Annotated in this window: 9 protein-coding genes; all 9 read left to right on the top strand. The window is 54.3% G+C overall.

All coding sequences use genetic code 11. The annotated features are described in order from the left end of the window. The first annotated feature begins 204 nt into the window (after positions 1-204). The 9 genes from J0A90_RS03185 to J0A90_RS03145 all read left to right on the top strand — a co-directional run bounded on the left by J0A90_RS03185 (position 205) and on the right by J0A90_RS03145 (position 19135). Complete coding sequence (locus J0A90_RS03185; RefSeq protein ID WP_233076457.1) at positions 205-4404, top strand: glycosyltransferase; 4200 nt, start codon at positions 205-207, stop codon at positions 4402-4404. A 17-nt stretch (positions 4405-4421) separates the two neighbouring features. Beyond that, complete coding sequence (locus J0A90_RS03180) at positions 4422-5423, top strand: polysaccharide pyruvyl transferase family protein (RefSeq protein WP_207036105.1); 1002 nt, start codon at positions 4422-4424, stop codon at positions 5421-5423. Positions 5424-5666: 243 nt separating this feature from the next. After that, the gene (gene glmM, locus J0A90_RS03175) at positions 5667-6962 is read left to right on the top strand and encodes a phosphoglucosamine mutase (RefSeq protein ID WP_233076456.1); all 1296 of its coding nucleotides are present in this window, start codon (positions 5667-5669) and stop codon (positions 6960-6962) included. Positions 6963-7075: 113 nt separating this feature from the next. Then, complete coding sequence (locus tag J0A90_RS03170) at positions 7076-8905, top strand: hypothetical protein (RefSeq protein ID WP_207036103.1); 1830 nt, start codon at positions 7076-7078, stop codon at positions 8903-8905. After that, positions 8905-12030 (top strand): glycosyltransferase, encoded by a 3126-nt coding sequence (locus J0A90_RS03165; protein ID WP_207036102.1) that lies wholly within the window; start codon positions 8905-8907, stop codon positions 12028-12030. The genes J0A90_RS03170 and J0A90_RS03165 overlap by 1 nt, the downstream gene beginning before the upstream one ends. A gap of 82 nt (positions 12031-12112) precedes the next feature. After that, on the top strand, positions 12113-14482 hold the full coding sequence (locus J0A90_RS03160; protein WP_207036100.1) for a glycosyltransferase family 2 protein: 2370 nt from the start codon (positions 12113-12115) through the stop codon (positions 14480-14482). Then, positions 14479-16809 carry a glycosyltransferase family 2 protein gene (locus J0A90_RS03155; RefSeq protein WP_207036098.1) on the top strand — a complete coding sequence of 777 codons (2331 nt, stop codon included), beginning with the start codon at positions 14479-14481 and terminating at the stop codon, positions 16807-16809. Before J0A90_RS03160 ends, J0A90_RS03155 begins: the two co-directional genes overlap by 4 nt. Then, entirely contained in the window at positions 16787-17965 is a 1179-nt protein-coding gene (locus J0A90_RS03150; protein ID WP_207036096.1) for a glycosyltransferase, read from the top strand. The genes J0A90_RS03155 and J0A90_RS03150 overlap by 23 nt, the downstream gene beginning before the upstream one ends. Positions 17966-18118: 153 nt before the next feature. Continuing rightward, positions 18119-19135: a phytanoyl-CoA dioxygenase family protein gene (locus J0A90_RS03145; RefSeq protein WP_207036094.1), complete on the top strand. Its 1017-nt coding sequence runs from the start codon at positions 18119-18121 to the stop codon at positions 19133-19135. Positions 19136-19235 lie beyond the last annotated feature (100 nt).

Genomic DNA, 19235 nt, shown 5'->3' with positions numbered 1-19235 from the left:
GAGAAAATTTACATAACACGTCGATGTTTATATTTTTTTGCAAGCTTAAAGGGCGGCATTTTATTCTGGTCAATGCTGCTCTTCTGTTATAAAAGCCAGACATTTCAGTCAACAATCTTGGGTTAAGCATCCTCACTCTAGTGTGGGGCCTTGGCTTTTATTTTTGAATTGTGGTTGCTGAATTGGAATTGTGCCTGAGGTATTATGAAAAATTTATTGCATTACTCGACTAACCTTGCCGACCAGTTCATCGAGCACATAGAACTGCCGATATCTTCACGAGTTGCTTATATTGTTAGCCATGGCCAAAGCTATGCATGCAATGGCTACGCTATCAGAACCCAGAATATAGCCCAAGCATTAAACCAGCATGGTTTTGAGACCTTTTGTTTTGTTCGACCAGGTAGACCGTGGGAACTTGGTTTTAAGGAAAAAATCCCATCAGTGGTTGATGTTCAGGGGGTACATTATGTTCACGGGTGTTGGCAAAATGGGTTAAATCCCAAAAATGAAAAGCAGCATTTGGAGTTCAGTGTCGAGTATTTTACTAATTTATTTAAAATATATCGCCCTAGTGTGGTGCTAGCCGCTTCTAACTATATTGTGGGCTTGCCCGCATGGGTGGCTGCAAGAAGGCTAGGCCTGCCTTTCTACAACGAGGTGCGTGGATTTTGGGAGCTTTCAAAAGCTTCCCGTGAAGAGGGGTATTCAAGCACTGAGAGTTTTGAAAGTGAAACCTTGTTAGATAGCTTTGTTGCAAGGCAAGCGGAAAAGGTATTTACGCTAAATTCTCAAATGAAAGATGAGCTATTAAGAAGAAAGATTGATCCTGGCAAAGTTGAACTGGTGCCTAATGCCTTATCCAAATTGCCTGAACACGAATCGCCATGCCCACTGCTGAAAGATAGTCTCGGCATAGAAGCTGATGAAATGGTGATAGGATATCTAGGAAGCTTCAGTGAGTACGAAGGAGTAGACTTACTGGTTGATGCTTGTAGAAGAATGATAATTTCTGGGAGGAAAATAAAGCTACTTTTGGTTGGCGATAAGCAATCTATAGCTGGTTCGTTGGGAGGCGACGATCAGTTTTCTCAAGAGCCTTGGTTGATAAAAACAGGGCGTGTGCCTCAAGAGGATATTTCTCGCTACTATGCACTGGTTGACGTGGTGGTTATACCTAGAAAGAGGTATCTAGTCTCTGAAATTGTGCCACCGATGAAAATAGTGGAGGCCCTATCTTACGGCAAACCAACGATAGTTTCTGATTTGCCTCCTCTTTCTTACTATTCCAGCAAAAGCGATATGGTTCATGTCTTTTCAGCCGGCTCCGTATCCAGTCTTTTTGAGGTGTTGTGCCAAGTCGGTTTAAATAATGGTGTTAGCCATGATATTGGCTTGGACTTAATGTTTAAGGCCGTGAGTCCTATCGTGAACGCCTTTAGGGGTGCCGCTGGTGAAGTGGAAGCCCCGACCTATTATGAAAATTTTTCTCCTCTTAAAAAATACTCTAAGCAAGATTCGTTAGAATCTAATAAGCAAGGAAGTTGCTCTACTTTATCTTTAAAAGAGACAAAAGTGAGCAAAGGGGAGAGGTATGAAATTACTAAAAAGCTGTTATCTAATGAAGACTGTTTCTTACATCTCATGTGCGTTTCAGAAGAAAGGGATATCAAAGGCGCAGTAGCCGATGTTACTTTTTTTGACAGTCATGGTGCCGTTCTTCAGAAACCATATAGTGGGATGGCAAGTTCGAAAAAGTACGATTCATATTTCTATGTAGAGGTCCAGGAAAAAGATAACGCATCTTTTGCAAGCTATAAAATTGCTACTCCTAGCGGTGCGGATTCAATATCGGTTAAGTTGTTTGCTTTTGCAGTGCCCGACGAAATGCACTTGATTGGTGATGTGGAAGTCCTCGAGAAAGAAGAATTTCAGGCTAGAAAATCTACCGGATCCAAATACATAAGCTCGTTCCAACAAATTTTAAGTGAAGCCGAAGAGATCCCTGATAGCAATGGTACTGAATACTTTGAGAAGCATGATTATAGGGTTGGGGTCATCGGTGATGTTTATATGTTCAACTTCTATAAGGATGTTTTTTCTTCAGTCACATATCTAAATCCCTCTAACTATAAGCTTGCCTTTCAAAATGGTCTAGATCTAATTATATATACGACTTGTTGGAAGGGGGTGAAGAATGAGGAGTGGAAGGGTGTTAAGTTTAGAGAAAAGCCGAAAAAAGCTTTAGATGAAATAATTAGCTTGGCAAACAATGAGAATATAAAAACAGTCTTTCAATCAATAGAAGATCCTTCTAACTTTGAATACTTTCTTCCGGTGGCTAAGAAATTCGATTATGTTTTTACTACTGATGAAGATTGTATAGAAAGTTACAAAAAGGCCTTAGGGCACGACAATGTATACTTTGGTGAATACGGCGTAAACCCTCAATTTAATAATCCGATAGGATCGAGAAGGAATATCAGGAACGCAGCCTTTTTTGCTGGCTCGTATCCGAGGCGCTATAAAGAGAGATGCGATGATATGGAGACCATCTTCGACTCGATCATCGAGTCGGGTGGTGAGCTTCTCATAGCTGATCGTAATTTTGAAGCTGGTTCCGAAGAACTTGCATATCCAGAGCGTTTTCGAAGTAGTGTTTTACCTCCCGTACGACACGATCTCCTGCAAAAATTGCATAAGCTATTCAGGTATAGCTTGAACTTTAACTCAATCAAACAAAGTCCTACTATGTGCGCTATGCGCATATACGAGTTGCAAGCGCAAGGCAATGGCCTTATTTCAAACTATGCCAACTCTGTTTTTAATAAGTTTCCGGGCGTGCGCCTAGTTCCTTATAAGCAAAATATGGCGCGAGACTTCTCGCGAGATGAGGATTGGGAAGAGTACTTCACAAACACCAAAAATATCCGGGAGGTTCTGAACGATAAAACGAGTTATCAAGTTGTTTCTCGATTGCTTTGTGCAATTGGTCTTGATGGGTCACGTAACAGCAACACAAAAATCGCAGTAATCTGCGGGGAAAAAAGCAGTTTAATTTTGAGTTCTTTCAGCAGTCAAAAATATGCTGATAAGGTTTTGATTAGCGAGTCTGAGCTCTCAGATTGGCAATCCGCTGTAGAAAAATATAATATTGGTTATTTTTGCTGGTTCTCTGAAAGTCATGTTTATGGCGAGAACTATCTGAATGACATGCTTAATGCATTCAAATACACCGACAGCAATTACATCACTAAAAATGCTTACTTTGAGCCGGGTGGTGGTTTTGTAGATGGTGCTCAGCACGAATATACTAACAGTTGCAGTGGTAAAGCCTTATCCTTGTTCAGCTGCAAATATCATCATCCCATGGAGTTTTATCAGATTGCAGAGGATGAATCTTTCGAATTAAAAAATGGATACAGTTCAGACCCTTTTGAGATTAATTTCGTACAAGCTCTAAGAAAAATAACTTCTAATTCCAAGAAGTATTTGTTGTCCGTCATAGTCCCAGTTTATAATAATGGCAGCTTTCTGCTGACTAAATGCATTCCAAGCCTTCGTAGGAATGATATTTGGCAAAACATGGAAGTCCATTTAGTTGATGATGGGTCTAATGATAATGAAACACTTAAAGCACTCGCCTTCTTAGGTGAGATCTACCCTAACGTCAGGGTGATGTATAGTCATGATGGTGGTAGCGGAAGTGCTTCGAGACCACGAAACCAAGGGATAGAAGTAGCTTCATCTGACTTGGTTACCTTTTTGGATCCGGATAACGAAATTGCCCCAGGTGCTTACGATTTACTCTTTAACTTGTTTAAGGAGGCGAATGAAAAATCTTCCGATCCAGTTCAGTTTGTTTCTGGCTTCCACGTTAAGGTGGGAGAGAATGTAAAAACAATAGGTAAGCACACATCCAATAAGTTGAGTCTAATAAAAGATTTCAAGAAAGGCTACTTTGACAAGGGTAGGTTTCCTGTCGTTGCTACGCAGTCTGCTGTTATATCTAAGGATCTTCTCAAGAAGAATAACATTCGATTTGTCGAGAGTTCGGCTGGTCAAGATACTTTGTTTGGCTGGGAGGTTATTGCTTCCGCAGAATGTGGTGGTTTTAATGGCGATGCTTACATCGTTTACTACGCTGATCGGTCAGATTCAATAACAAATAGGGTTGATGTTAGTTATTTTCAGAAAAAGTTGATTTTAGAGGAGAGGCAAAAGAGATTTTTGGAAGAGAGTAATCTGCTTGAGTCTTATCTGGAAAACAAGTTTGATCAGTTTATGAATGATTGGTATCTGGATAAGTTGAGTCATGTTGATTTCAAAATTCGTGATCAATGTATTGAGGTGCTGAGAGATATTTGCAGCATTTATGGAAAAGATCTTAATGACTACATTTAATTTGGGGTGTTTGATTTATGAGAAAGCCTAAAATTGGTTTGGTTGGATATTTTGGTTGGGGTAACTATGGTGATGAATTGTTTATGCGTGTTCATAACCAATTCTTATCAGAGAGATACGACTTAGAAGTGGTGCACGATAGTTTGGATGAACCTTATTTCTCGACATCCGCGATCGAGGGTTTGAAGGATTTTGATGGCTTTCTAATAGGAGGGGGCGACCTCGTAAATCCCAATGCTGTATCTTCTCTTTACTGGCGTAATGAATATTTGGAAAAGCCGGTTTTCGTGCATGGGATAGGCTGTCCAAATCTTAAGGTTAAACAATCAAAAGCTTTAAGTTTTTTTCATGGTTTTTTTTCACACCCTTCCGTGAAACATATTTGCCTTAGGGATGTTGAAAGTAAACAGTATTTTGATTCTGTTATAAATCCTGCTGTGGAGACGGTTACATATCCCGACTCCGTCTTTGCTATGAATATTCCCACAGTTTCTAGGAAGATCTCTGATAAGGTTCTGGGCGTCGTGCTTCGAAGCCATAAATCTCTTGTCGGTGAATATGAGCAGGTCAGAAAAGCTGTTGATGAAGCAAAAAGCCTAGGTTATCGTGTTCGTATTATTGTGGCGGCTTTTGGCAAGCTAGGAGAGGGTGATTTAGCTGTTTCAAATGAATTTTCCCGGGATGATGAAGAGGTTTTTTACTCGGATGATCTAATGGAACTAAGTAAAGCCTTGGGTGAGTGTAGTCTTGTTTTGAGTATGAAGTTTCATGCTCTGGTGGTGGGGACGATGTATGGTGTCCCTGTCATTCAAATGTCATCTACTCAGAAGAATAGAAACTTGTTTAGGTATTTGCAGCGCCCTGATCTTTTGGGTAATTATCACGACGAGGACCTTTTCAGAAAAGTCCCTCCGGTGCCTGCTCCGATACACTCTTTGCTGGTTAGAAAGCTGAGAAGGGACTCTGAGCATGGTTATCATTCATTGCTGGACTCCATGAATAAAGTCTTTGGTCTATAAATTGGGTCACGTTTTAGCCCGCTTGCGCGTCTAACAAGTCACGCGACTGTCTTGGCGGGCTTTTTTCTAAATACCATCATGCTTTAGAGCTTGGCATGTCTGATTTGTCTTATGTGAAACTAGTTTTGCATATTTCAATTGGCGGATGCCTTGTTATCTTTAAATGGATAGGAGGTGGCTGTGTTGGTTCCTCGAGAGTTTTTTGGCACTGATGGTATCCGCGGCCGAGTCGGTGAATTTCCCATGACGCCCAATTTTGCTATGAAATTGGGCTGGGCTGCTGGACAGGTGCTCGGTGCGGAAGGCGTTCGCGAGGTTTTGATTGGTAAAGATACCCGAGCCAGTGGTTATCTGCTCGAGTCTTCTCTTGAGGCCGGATTCTCTTCGGCGGGGGTCAATATTGCCTTGGTTGGGCCATTACCGACGCCCGCTATTGCCTATTTGACGTCGACATTCCGTGCGGATGCCGGCCTGGTCATTAGTGCATCACATAATCCTTACTACGATAACGGCATCAAGTTATTCGGTCGTGGGGGGCTCAAGCTCAATGATGCCCAGGAGCGCGAGATAGAGCATTACCTGCAGGTTGCTCTCGATGGCGGAATGAGTTGTGTATCCTCCGAGAAACTCGGCAAGGCACGGCGCATCGAAGATGCATCTGGCCGTTATACCGAATACTGCAAAGCGACCTTGCCGAGCCACTTGAGTCTGGATGGGCTCAAGATTGTCGTCGATTGCGCCAATGGTGCGGGCTATAAGGTCGCGCCTGCTGTTTACCGCGAGTTGGGTGCCTGCGTGGTGGCGATTCATGCAACACCAGATGGTTTCAATATCAACGAGCAGTGTGGCGCCACAGCCATGCACAGCTTGTGTGATGCTGTAAAAGCGGAAGGCGCAGACCTCGGTATCGCCCTCGACGGTGATGCAGACCGATTGATGATGGTAGATCACACTGGCTCTGTGGTGGACGGTGATGAACTGCTGTATTTGCTCACACGCCAAGCCAGAGCTGCCGGTTATCAGGGTGGAGTCGTAGGGACTCAAATGAGTAATCTAGGGTTGGCTCACGCGCTTGAATCGCTAGATGTGCCTTTCATTCGTGCCAAGGTCGGCGACCGCTACGTCATGCAGCAGCTCGAGGAAAAAGGCTGGCGCATCGGTGGCGAAACTTCCGGCCATTTGATCAACTTGGATCACGCCCCCACGGGCGATGCCATCGTGGCCTCCTTGCAGGTGCTTGCCTGCTTGCTCGACCAGGGCGCCAGCTTGCATGAGGCCAAGCAGGGGTTGCACAAGCTGCCACAGACTTTGATCAACGTTCGTTATCAGGCTCAGTCAGGGATAGACCCTGTCAAAGAGCCAGAGGTGCGGGATCTCGTCGATAGTATCACGAAGGATTTAGGTCAAGAAGGGCGTATATTACTGCGTAAATCTGGCACCGAGCCACTCATTCGAGTGATGGTCGAGGCCATGGATGCAACCATGGCTCAGAAGGCTGCAGGGCGTATCGCAGACAGCATCCGGCAGATTGTCAATTGATCAGGAGTGTTCACTCTGTCCCTATTTCTATCGAATTAGATGAACTTTCTTTTTGTCGCGACACCAAGTGAATTTTTGAATCTGATGCGAGCAATAAGCACGAGAAGGAAGCCATGTTAATAACCGAAAAAAAGCCCCGCGCAGTTGCCACTGCGCCGCTGCAGAGCCTGGCTCAGGGGGCTATGTTTTGGCGGCCGGATCAAATAGAAGCTTCGGCGTGGCTTGATCATTTGCCCTGGATTTTTTGGCTACTGGAAGCGTCACAACCGCAGCGCTGTGTCACGTTGGGTGCGCGTGCCGGTAGCCTGCACGGCGCGTTTTGCCAAGGCCTTGGTCGTTTGGGTTTGTCCGCCGAAAGCTTGCTTGTGGCTGAAGGCCCGCAGGCGGAAGAGCTCCAAGCCATGGCAGACCGTCGCTATGGTGGTTTGGCGCGGCATCTGCAGATGCCCCTCCACCGCGCGGCGAAGCAGATAGAAGCGGGCAGTGTGGACATCCTGGCGCTTGATCTGGAGCCGACGGACCCGGACATGGATGAGCTGCTGGAGCGTTGGATACCCAGACTTTCTCGTCAAGGTGTCGTGTTGATTCCGGGCATCAATCGTCACGAATCGGGGTGTCTCGCTCATCACTACTATGCGGAGCTTCAGAATCGCTATCGCTCCGTGACTTTTCATCATGGTGATGGCCTGGGTGTGTTGGTGGTGGGTGAGACGCCGGCTGAGCTGGTAGAGACGCTGCTCAATCGTTGGGCTGCGCCTACGGCTGCGCGTACCGTGCGTGAGGTCTTCGCCAGGTTGGGTCGGGGATGCGTCGACCAGGCTTTGGCGGAAACGCAGGCTCAACGGCTGCGAGAGACGGCCTCACGCTTGGATCATGTGGCTAGGGAACGTGAAGAGCAGAGTGCTAATCTGAGTAACCTGCAACAAACCCTGCGCGAACGCGAAGAGGCGCTGGCTGAGCTGGAAGCCGATAAGCTGCATTTGGCCGAGAATGTGTCCGATGCCCACGGTCAGCTTCAGGTGCTGCAGCTCGAACTCACGCAGGCGCAGACAGATTTATACGATGTTGAGCAAAAACTGACATCGTCCGAAGGGCAACGTCAATCACTCGAACGGACTCTGGCTCAGAAGGAGCATGACCTCCAGAAGCGCTTTGAAGAGTTAGCGGCGCTGACGGCCTTGGCAGAGAAGCGCGATGCCGAGTGTCAGGAGCTAAGAACGGCCCTGGCACGTGCCAAGGCTGAGTCAAGTAATGACGCCGCTGCCGATCAAGCAGCGCGTGTGAGCGCGCTCGAAGCTAAGCTACGCCAGAAAGACGAGAATATCGCGACGCGCTTTAACGAGCTGGCGATACTGACACGGATGCTGGAATCCCGCGATAGTGAAATCGCCAGCCTCAATGCAGCACTAGCGGAAGCCACACGCGCTGCTAACCAGAATGCGCGCCCAGCGGAGGCTGCGCCAGCGGTCTCGCCAAGAGATACAGCCATACCTAGTGCCGTCAAGCCTGTGGCTGTCAAGCCGGAACCTGAGGCCATGGCATCAGCCAAGCCGTCTCCGCAGCCGGGTGTCAGGGCGGCAAGCGCCGCCTCGCGCTGGGCCATTGGCCACTTTCCCTTTGGTGCCGAGCGGGATAAACGCAAAGAGCGCCGGAGACTGCGTCGCAAGCGTCTTGAGGCAGTGGCGGAGATCGAAGTGAGTGAATGGTTCGATGCCCAATGGTATCTCGAACGATATCCTGATATCGCTCGAGATCCAGACTATGGTAAGAACCCTGCTTTGCACTATCTGAAGTTTGGCGGTTTTGAAGGCCGAAACCCCTCGCCATATTTTGATAGCGCCGCCTATCTGGAAGTTTATCCAGACGTCGAGATGACGGGCATCAATCCGCTGTTGCACTTCATTCGTGATGGCATCAAGGAAAACCGTGAGCCAATGCCCTGATGCCTAATCCGATCAAGCGGGCAGCGCTACGATTGGGGCTTATGCGGCGCAGGCCAGAACCCGATCTGGCGCTGATTGTCGAGTCGTCGTGGTTCGATGCGGAGTGGTATCGAACGCAGGCGAACGCCCTTGGCGTGTTTGACAGCGAAGAGAATGCTGCCGCGCACTATCTCTCGAGTGGTTGGCGTCAGGGTCTTTCTCCGGGCCCGCAGTTCGATAGTGCCTGGTATCTGTCTGCCTATCCGGATGTTGCGGCTGCCGGGCTCAACCCGCTGGTGCATTTCCTCAAGTTTGGCCGTCACGAAGGGCGCTTGCCCAGGCGTAACCGTGCATTGGCCAGAGATTTTCATCTCTGGCGCGGGGCCGGTGGCGCCATGGCCGCTCGGCTAGAGGCGCTGATCGACGCGCCAGATGCCAGCGAAGAAGAGCGTGACCATGCACGCTGGGCGTTGGCGCGCTGGCACGCGGTCCATGCCGAGCCGGCTCGGGCCGCCAATTATCTGCTGCCCGAAAGGCGCTTGATCACTTGGCCTGATGGCGCGGCTCCGGGCTTGCTGGCGCTGGAGTGTCTTCATAAGGCTGGCGCAGCCGCGGAAACGCTCGATCATGTGCTGGATACGCTGGTCACCCGTTGGCCTAGAGACTTCAATGTTGCGCTAGCCCAGGCCAATCTCTCGATCTGGCGTGGGGCGCCCGATGAGCAGGTGCTGGCGCCTCTCAATGCGGCTTGGCAGGCAAGAGGTTTGGCCACCTTGATTGCCGAGCCCGGCGCCTTGCCGTTGATGGATCGTCTACGGCCATCTGCGGAGAACCAGCCCGTCGCTGAAAACGCGGCACTCGCCAGTGTTATCCTGCCGATCTTCAACGCGTCAGCTAGCGTGGAGACTGCCATCCGCAGCCTGTTCGCCCAGCGCGGGTGCCGGCTCGAAATCATTGCGGTCGATGACGCCAGCAGCGATGACACCCTGGCGATTCTCGAGCGTTTAGCGGCTGAGTGCCCGCCGCACGTGACCTATCGGATTATCCCTCTGCCCTATAATCAGGGCGCTTATGCTGCGCGTAACGCGGGACTGGCTGTTTCAACGGGAGAGTTGATCACCACTCACGATGGTGATGACTGGTCTCATCCTGAGAAATTGAGGCTACAGATCGCGGCGCTGGATCAGTCGCGACACGATGGAGGCTTGGCCGTGGCTTCCATCAGCTATTGGTCCCGTGCCACGCCGGTACTGGTCTGCCAACGCTGGCGGGTGGAAGAAGAGGGATGGATTCATCGCAATATTTCATCGCTGATGTTTCGCCGTAGCGTGTTTGAGCGTTTGGGGTACTGGGATGAGTTGCGAGCCAACGCTGACTCCGAATACCTGGAGCGTGTCCAAGCCGCGTTCGGAGCCGAGTCATTGGTCGATGTCGAACCTGGTATGCCTTTGGCGTTTGGTTGTTTCAGCGAGGCGTCGTTGAGCCAACAGCGCGAGACTCACTTCCGTACGCAGTTCGCAGGCATACGAGCGTTGCATATGCGTGCGGCACGGCGTTGGTACGGGCGAACTATAGGGCAGGGAGGGAGACTTTTCTTGCCCCGCGCTGCCTCGCCGCGGCCATTCCCGGTGCCGGAAGCCTTGTTGAGGCAGGCGGTACCGATAGTGGATCAGGATGAACGCGACCGAATCGAGATGTCGGGCTTGTTCGACGGCGGCTGGTATCTCCGTCGCTATCCGCAACTCCACGATACCCGGGTAGAGGCTTTTGACCATTACTGGCGTGAAGGCCGCTTTCTGGGGATGGACCCGGGGCCCAACTTCAGCCAGAGCGGCTACGGGCATCAACTGGATGATGAACTCCCCATCGCGCAGACGCTTTCGCACTATCTAGAAATAGGGCGAGCGCAGGGTTTATCGCCCTTGCCCGAGCTTTCTGGCCGGCAGGCAGCGCGCCCGGGCGCAAAAACGTTGCTGCTTTGCGGTCATCAGGCGGGGGAACGGCTCTATGGGGCCGAGCGCAGCCTTATTGACGTCGCTAGTGGGTTGGATGAGCTGGGCTATCGGCTGATCCTCGCCTTGCCGGAAGCTATCAATACAGAGTACGTGGCACGGCTTCGTGAGCTTTGTCACCGGCTGGTGATCATTCCCTATGGGTGGCTTCAGAGAGGGCGTGAGCCTGAAGAAGAGACCATTGGGCACTTCGTCGCGTTGATTCAGCGACTGGGCATCGATGCGGTGGCGACCAATAGCCTGGTTCTGCAGGAGCCCTTGAGCGCAGCCAGGCGCTGTGGCTTGCCGACCGCTATTCACCTACGCGAGTTGCCGCGGGGTGATGCCGCCCTTTGCGAGACACTGAACGCCGATGCCGCCTGGATCATCGATAAGACCCAGGGGGCCGCGGATCTGCTGATCGCCAATTCCCGGTTTACCCGCGATGAATTCCTTACGTTACCGCTGAGTAGCGAAGGCGGGGGGTCCGTGGCAGAGGGTAACCAAACTTCGGTTGCCTTGGCGGTGGTTCCCAATACCATTGATATGGCGCCGTTGCTGGCACTGGCGCCGCCTGTGTTAGAGGCGGTGGCTGAGGCTTCTTGCCCGCTGCGAGTGGGCATCCTCTCCAGCGGCCATGTCAAGAAAGGGCTGTCAGATCTCGAGGCGTTGGCGTCTGCTCTGGAGGCGCGTGGGGTCGCTATGCACTTCGTTATGTTCGGCACTGCGAGTGCGGAGCTCGAGGCGATGGCGCAGCGGATCGCTGAGCAGGCTGGGCGATGCCAGGTCGAGCTTGCGGGCTATGTACCGTCGCCGCATGAGGCCTTGGCGCGGGTCTCGGTCGTATTGAGCTTGTCCCATTTTCAGGAGTCGTTCGGGAGAACGGCGCTGGAGGCGATGGCCGCCGCCAGAGCCTTTGTCGGCTATCGTCATGGCGCGCTGCCTGAAGTGGTGGAGGGCTGTGGTACCTTGGTCGAGCTGGGTGATATCGAGGCCCTGGCGGATGCGCTAGGCACGCTTGCCGCTTCGCCAGAGCGGCTGGTGAGGTTGGGGGAGATGGGGCGAAAGCGCGCCATGGACCGTTTCGGCCGGGCATCTTTTGTGGCCTCATTGGGTGAGGCCTATTCAAGGCTTTTTGCCAATTCGACAGGTTGAGCGCAGGGCCGTGGCCGTTCGAAAGTACGAACATGGCCTGGGGCTCCCGGAGTAGGCAAGAGCGACTGTATTGGAGTCTTTGGTGAAGCTGGCGATTGCGGCGATTGTAAAAGATGAGATGGATTCACTGGCGGAGTGGGTGGCTTATCACCGGGTCATCGGTGCCGACCACTTCCTGATTGCAGACAACGGCAGTACGGATGGGACGCGCGAGTGGTTGATGTCGCTCGATCAGGAAGCCTGGTTGCAGCACGTCGATGTCGCCACACCACCGGAGACACCACCTCAGTTGGTCGCCTACGACAAGCTGATGTCGATATGCCCTCCCGATGTGGATCTGGTCTGCTTCATAGATGCTGACGAGTACGTCATGCCCATGAACGAGCAGAGCCCGGAACAGGATCCCAAGGCCTGCCTCCACCGCTGGCTGGAATCCAGATTCCAGAATAGTAGTGTGAGTGCTGTCGTCATCAACTGGGCCTGCTTTGGCTCTTCCGGGCATAAGTTCAGACAGGAAGGCTTGGTCATCGAGCGCTTCCAGATGCGGGCCAAGAAAGAATTCCCCCCTAATCATCACTACAAGACCATTCTCAGACGCTCGGCTTTCTCGAGAATGGTCAATCCGCATCACCCTGAGGTGATCAGTGGCGATATCGTTGACGCCAACGGCGAAGCGTTCGATTTTTACCAATTTCGGAATGGTTCCCGCAAGCCGGGGCTGTCCCAGAAGGTGCTTTGGGAACCTGTCAGAATCAATCACTACCTGACAAAATCTGTCGAAGAGTTCGTGCTGAAGAAGTCTCGTCGAGGTAGTGCTGCCCGAGTAGGGTATGAGAAAAACAGGAAGTATTTCGAGAGCCATGACCGTAACGATGAGCGTTGCGATGTGTCCTTGGCCTTGGCGTCGGCGGTTAGCGAAGAGATGCACGAGCTGGCGCGTAGGGTCGAGATGGCCCAAGTGCTGGGGTCCCAGGAAGTAGCACCTGCCAAGCCGCGTTTTATGTTTTCTCGCAAGCGTGACAAAGCCGAGACTCCGGTGCAGCGCCTGGTCGTGGATTACCCAAGCAAAGGCGCGAAGGCCAAAGTCGAGGATGGGCAAGTTCTGGTGCAGGGGTGGCTGTTCCTCAAGGAGGCGTATGCCGAGTTCAACTCCTTGGCTCGTCTCGTCATACGTTGGCAGCCGGAGTTCGAACTCAAGAGGGCACTGACCGAGCAACGGCCGGATGTGCTGGCGCATTTCGGGTACAAGCGCTTTGACGACCATCCTCAATTACGCTGTGGGTTTCGCTTCTTCCTGCCCGTGGGTATCTCTCGGTTCGATATAGCGCTGGAACTCGGGCAGCAGCGGTGGCCGCTGGACACCATCGCTGTCGACAGCCAGGGCCTGAGCGTAAACGATGTCGATAAAGTGCGCCCGGGTAAGTCGGGTTGGCTCTTTCTCAAGTCAGACAGCAACATGAGCTTGGAGCAGCATCAAGGGGCTTTGATGTTGACGGAGATCGGCCTCGAGCGCTGGGGTGCTTATTTTGGTGCGCTGGAGGAGACGCTGACAGCCCATGGGGCCCACGGGCGGTTTTTTATCACGCCCTCCAAGGAAGCCGTTCTCGAAGCTCAGTATGGCACGCCTCGGGCAAAGCAAACCGCCGTCGAACAGATACTGAGCATTGCACCGACAGAAGTCATTCATCCGCTCTCGGCCTTGAAGGGGTTGGGCGGAGACGCCTTTTGCCAGACCGATACTCACTGGACGCATACCGCGGCCATGCAGGCCTCTATCGAGTTGGCTGTATCCTGGGGGTTGAGTCGGGAGGAGGTCGCGGCGCTATTCAAGAGCGACGCTTATAAAGAAGTCGCACTAAAGGGCGACCTGGGTGGGAAACTGGCCCCTGCCGTGTCGAAACCCGTCAAGGTGCTTTCTTCCTTTTCCAATGCACGGTTGAAGGTCTACGACAATGCCGTACCGAATTTCGGCCGTCTCGTGGTATTCGAAAACGCAGAGGCGTTGGTCGACAGTACGCTGTTAGTCTGTGGAAGCTCCTGCAGTGCGGCGTTCTTCAATTTCCTGCCGCGGATTTTCTCTCGGATGGTATTCGCTCATACCACGGGGAACTTGGATAAATCTCTTCTCGAGGCGTTTTCGCCGGGCTACGTGCTGATGGAGACGACGGCTCGGTTCGCCATTCGCCCTCCCACGAGCGACTTTTCAGTCGCTTCTTCCATTCGAGAAAAAATGCTCTCCCTGGATGCCGCTGCGCTGGCTGAGATAGAGCGTAAACGGGTGGTGCGCCCCACGGGCAAACAGGATGAGTCCGATACTGAACCTCAGCCCCAGGACACGAACCAGCACCAGGCCATGAAAGAGGAAGACTGGCAGCCTTGGGAGGCGCTCTATCAGACTCTGCGTGCCGAAGCGCTAGCCGCAGTGAACAGCCCAGAGCGGGAGGCACCATGAAGCCGAACCGTGGTCTTGCTCTGCGGGCTCGTCGCTGGCGGCTGGCGTATCCGCGTTTCCGTGTCTCGCCCTCGTTGATGCCCATGGGGGAGATGCACCCCGTCGCTGAATCGGAGCCAAGCGGCTTCACCTGGCACGCTGCGGACAAGGAGGCGCACTTCATCCTCCTGGGCGACAAGCCCACGGCGGGGTGGAACATGATCGAGCTGGGCGTCAGCCACGATAGGCGTGCGGCGGCGGCCTGTCTCACTTTCGATATGGGGCGGGGCTTCGAACGCAGGCACAGCATTTTCCTGGTCGTCAGAAGCGGCAAGGTTTCCAAGCGGGTCTGCTTCGTGCCTTATGGCGCTCGTCGCATTCGGCTGGAGCCGCTGGTGGGCCAGGAAGGGCAGTTCCGTGTCGATCATTTCAATATCGTCTGGCTGACGGCGCGTTTTGCCTACACGCGGATGATCAATCGCATCGGTTACGCCGATAAGCGCTTCCAGGGCGTGAGCGAAAAGACCATCGTTCGTTCGCTCAAACGCGAGGGTAGGGAAGAGGGCATCAACTGGAAGCGGATACTGAGCGCTTATTATGAGGCGACTTTTACGCACTGTGCCCCGGAGACGAGTTACGAATATTGGCAGGAACATATCGAGATCCTGCGCGAGCCTTCCGCCAACAAGGTCGCGCGGGTTCAATCGCAGTTTGCGGAGCGCCCCCAATTCGCCATCGTATTGACCCAGGGCGAGATGCTTTCCGCGCCTGAAGCAGCGCGTGAAACGCTGAACTCGGTACTCGGGCAGCGCTTCGCGGACTGGCGGCTATATGTGCCGGTGCCCATGGATACGGGCATGGATGGCACAATCGACGCTGAGCCGGTTACGGAGTCAGCTCCTCGTCTGGACACGGCGCTGGCCGATTGGTTCGGGGAGAAAGCGCGGGACGATACGCGCATTTTGCGGGTGGAGGGTGATCTGGCAGCGGCGCTGGCGCAGGCGCTGGAAGATCCCGCCAACGATTACATGCTGTTTCTGCGCTGTGGCGACCGGCTCGCACCCAGTGCGCTATTCCATTTCGCTAACCATCGGCAGGTCCATGCCGATGCAGCGGTCATCTATGGTGACGATGACAGTCTGGATGCCAACGGCGAGCGCACCGCACCGAACTTCAAGCCGCAGTGGAACCCGGATCTGCTGCTCTCGACCAACTACATTGGCCATGCGGTGGCGTTCGGGGCGAACGTGCTGCGCGCGCTGGACGCCCCGACTGTCGACGGGCCACTGCTCGATATGCACCGCTTGCTGCTCGCAGTCTCACGTTCGGTGCCTGCCGCAAGCATTCATCATGTGCCTTTCGTGGTCCATCACAAGACCCCTGAAACGCCTGCGGTAAGCGCTCGCCGGGCCGAGCGTAGCTGTCAGGCGGTGGCGGATCATCTCCAGCGTTTGGATTCTCACGCGACGGTCGAAATCGCCGGCGACGACATTGTCAGAATCGGATGGGCCGTTCCTGAGCCCGAGCCGCTGGTGTCGCTGTTGATCCCCACTCGGGACCGCGTGGAGATACTCAAGCCGTGTGTGGATACGCTGCTTGCGATCACCCGTTACCCGAACTACGAGGTGATCATCCTCGACAATGAATCGAGCTGCCCGGAGACGCTGGCCTACATGGAGGCCATTCAGGCAGATACGCGGGTTCGCGTGCTGCGCTGGAACGAGCCGTTCAACTACTCTGCGATCAACAATTTCGGGGCGCGGCACGCGCGCGGTTCGATCATTGGTCTGGTCAATAACGACATCGAGCCCATCAACCCGGAGTGGCTGACAGAGATGGTGGCCCATGCCTGCCGGCCTGAAATCGGCTGTGTCGGGGCCAAGCTCTATTATCCCGACGGTACCGTTCAGCACGGCGGTGTGATCCTGGGGCTCGGCGGCGTAGCCGGGCATGCGCATCGCTTCTTCCCGCGGGCGCACCCGGGCTATCAGAATCGGCTCAATCTGGTGCAGAACCTGTCTGCGGTCACAGCGGCTTGCCTGCTGTTGCGGCGTGAGGTCTTCGATGCCGTGCAGGGGCTCAACGAGACCGAGCTGACCGTCGCTTACAACGATGTCGATCTATGCCTGAAAGTGCGCGAACAAGGGTATCGCAACCTGTGGACCCCCTTCGCCGAACTCTATCATCATGAGTCGATCTCCCGCGGCGCCGACGATAACCCTGTCAAGCAGGCCCGGGCCAAACGTGAGGTAGACTATATGCGCCAGCGCTGGCGTGAGGCGCTGCAGCAGGACCCCGCCTACAACCCCAATCTCACGCTGAGTTATGAAGACTTCTCCCTGCGCTGAGCCCAATGCGGCGCTGGGCGCGGGAGTGGGGGCTACCAAGGCGGTGCGAGAGCAAACGCCGCTGACGCCGCGGGCCAAGAAGGCCAGGCGCAAGCGACTGGCGGCACTGCGTGAGACACCGCGCCGCCCTTATCTGGCCTGCCGCTGGCTGGTGCTGAGCGATGGCGCCCACCCGACCGAGGATATCTATTTCCGTGAGCTGATTCCTCGGCTGGCACAGGTCGGGCAACGCACGGTCTACCTGGATACGCGGGCCCGTTCGCCCTGGCGCTACTGGCCTTTACAGGCCTATGCCTGGCGGGGCGCGAATGTGGTCATCACGCGCTCCCTGAGTGCATCCTGGCTCGACTGGCTCACGCGCTTTCGCGGCTGGTTCGGTGAGATCTACTATCTGCTCGACGACGACCTGCTGGCCGCCGCACGCGACCCGAGTTTGCCGGAGGAGTATCGGCTGCGTATGCAGGCACTGGTCTGCGAGATACAGCCTCGCCTCTTCGCGCTCGCCGATGAAGTGGTGGTTTGCAGCGAGAGCCTGGCGACGACGACAAGGCAGCATCATCGGCGGGTTTCTGTATTACCCCCTTCGTTGATCTCGCCGCTGCCTGATTATTCGCACCACCGCGGAAAGCGGGTCGAGATCGGCTTTCATGGCACGCGCGCGCATCTTGCCGATCTAGAGGCGCTCCTGCCGGCCATCCGCGCGGTACACGATGCCCGGTCTGAAAGTGACTTCGAAATCATGCTGGGGGCCAACGCGCCCGAGACTTTGAGCCGGCTCGATCGGGTCTCTTGCCCCGATGCCAGGATGTGGGCGGATTTTCTGACCTACCAGCGTCAGCGCCGGCTGCACATCGGCCTGGCGCCGCTCTTGCCTACCCCGTTCAACCGTGGCAAATCCTGGATCAAACTGCTGGATATCGCCGTCATGGGTGGTGTCGGGCTCTATAGTGCCCGCGCGCCTTATTCGCAGGTCATTACCGACGGTGTCGATGGGCTTCTGGTCGAGGACGACGCCAAAGCGTGGGAAGAGGCGCTTCACCGGCTCATTCGATATCCCGATGAGCGGGAAAGCATGGCACGTGCCGCTGGGCAGAGAGCGCGAGAGGTTGGCGATCCGGCCATTGCCGAGGTGTTCTGGCGTCAGCGGGGCGAGTGATAGGTTTGGAGAGACCTGGGTTTTGCGGTAGGCCGGCGAAACTGGCTTTTGGCAATGTCTGTGTGGCATTCATCGAACGCGCCGATCGAGGGCGTCTCGAGCAAGGGAAGGCTGATCAACGATGATGACTGTGATGTCGGGAGGTTGCCACTTATGAAATCCTGGACTCGGTATCCGATCTGGCTCGGTGAGCTGTTCACCGGCGCCAAGTCGTTCAAGGGCAACCCGGTGCTCGGCAGCGAGCGGCTCAATCGCTGGGGGCTGCACGCGGCCAGGGTGTGGCTGGCCTACTGGATTTCGCGCCTGCGCATGGCGATGTTCGCACCCGGTGTGCCCATAGCGGATCGGGTCGCGTTCCGGCGCGAGGGTTATGTGCTCAAGGAGAACTACCTGCCGCCGGCGCAGTTCGAGGCGCTGGTGGCGGCGGTGCGCAACTACGAGGGAGAGATCCGCGAGTGCTGCCAGGGCGACACCGACACCCACCGTATCCTGTTGGCGCCGGAGGTGGTCGCACAGTTGCCCGAGGTGAAAGCGGTACTGGAAGACCCGGCCTTGAAGCGGCTGTTCCGTTACTGCGCAGGGCACGCGCGCCTGCCGATCTGCCATATCGAGAACGTGCACAACGGAGATCGTCCCGAGGAGTACAAGCGCGACCCGCAGAAGAATCTGCACGTGGATACCTTCCAGCCGACCATGAAGTTCTGGCTCTACCTGGAAGACGTCACCGACCACAACGGGCCTTTCGTGTTCGTGCCGGGTTCGAACCGGCCGCACCGGGAGCGGCTGAAGTGGGAGTATGAGATGAGCGTGCGGGCGCGCCAACACGCGGACAGCTACACCGCTCGCGGTTCGTTCCGGGTCAGTGTCGAAGAGGCGCAGCGCCTGGGCCATGGCGGCCCGCAGGCTTTCCGGGTCAAGGGTAACACCCTGCTGATCGCCAATACCTTTGGCGTTCATGCACGGGGCGAGGCCGAACCCGGCAGCTCGCGCTTGGCACTGTGGGGGATGAGCCGTACCAATCCCTTCGTGCCGCTGCCGGGCCTGGGGTTCGGCTACTTCAATCGGCTGCAGTACCGCGTGCTCCAGCGCATTCGCCTGAAGGAGGATGCCCGAGCCGCGGCCAAGGGTGGTCGCTCTTCGTGGCATGTGATCCCGCGCAAGCGTATCTGAGCCTTCGCTCGCCCGCCGTTGGGGTGGGCCGGCATTAGAAGATCATCGGCAGATCGTCCAGAGAGCCTTTCACGACCGGGGAGACCCGGCACCGGAAAGG

Source organism: Salinicola sp. DM10 (assembly GCF_017306975.2).
Taxonomy (GTDB): domain Bacteria; phylum Pseudomonadota; class Gammaproteobacteria; order Pseudomonadales; family Halomonadaceae; genus Salinicola.
The sequence above is the reverse complement of the archived record's forward strand: the minus strand, read 5'-3'. Positions and strand labels throughout refer to the sequence as shown.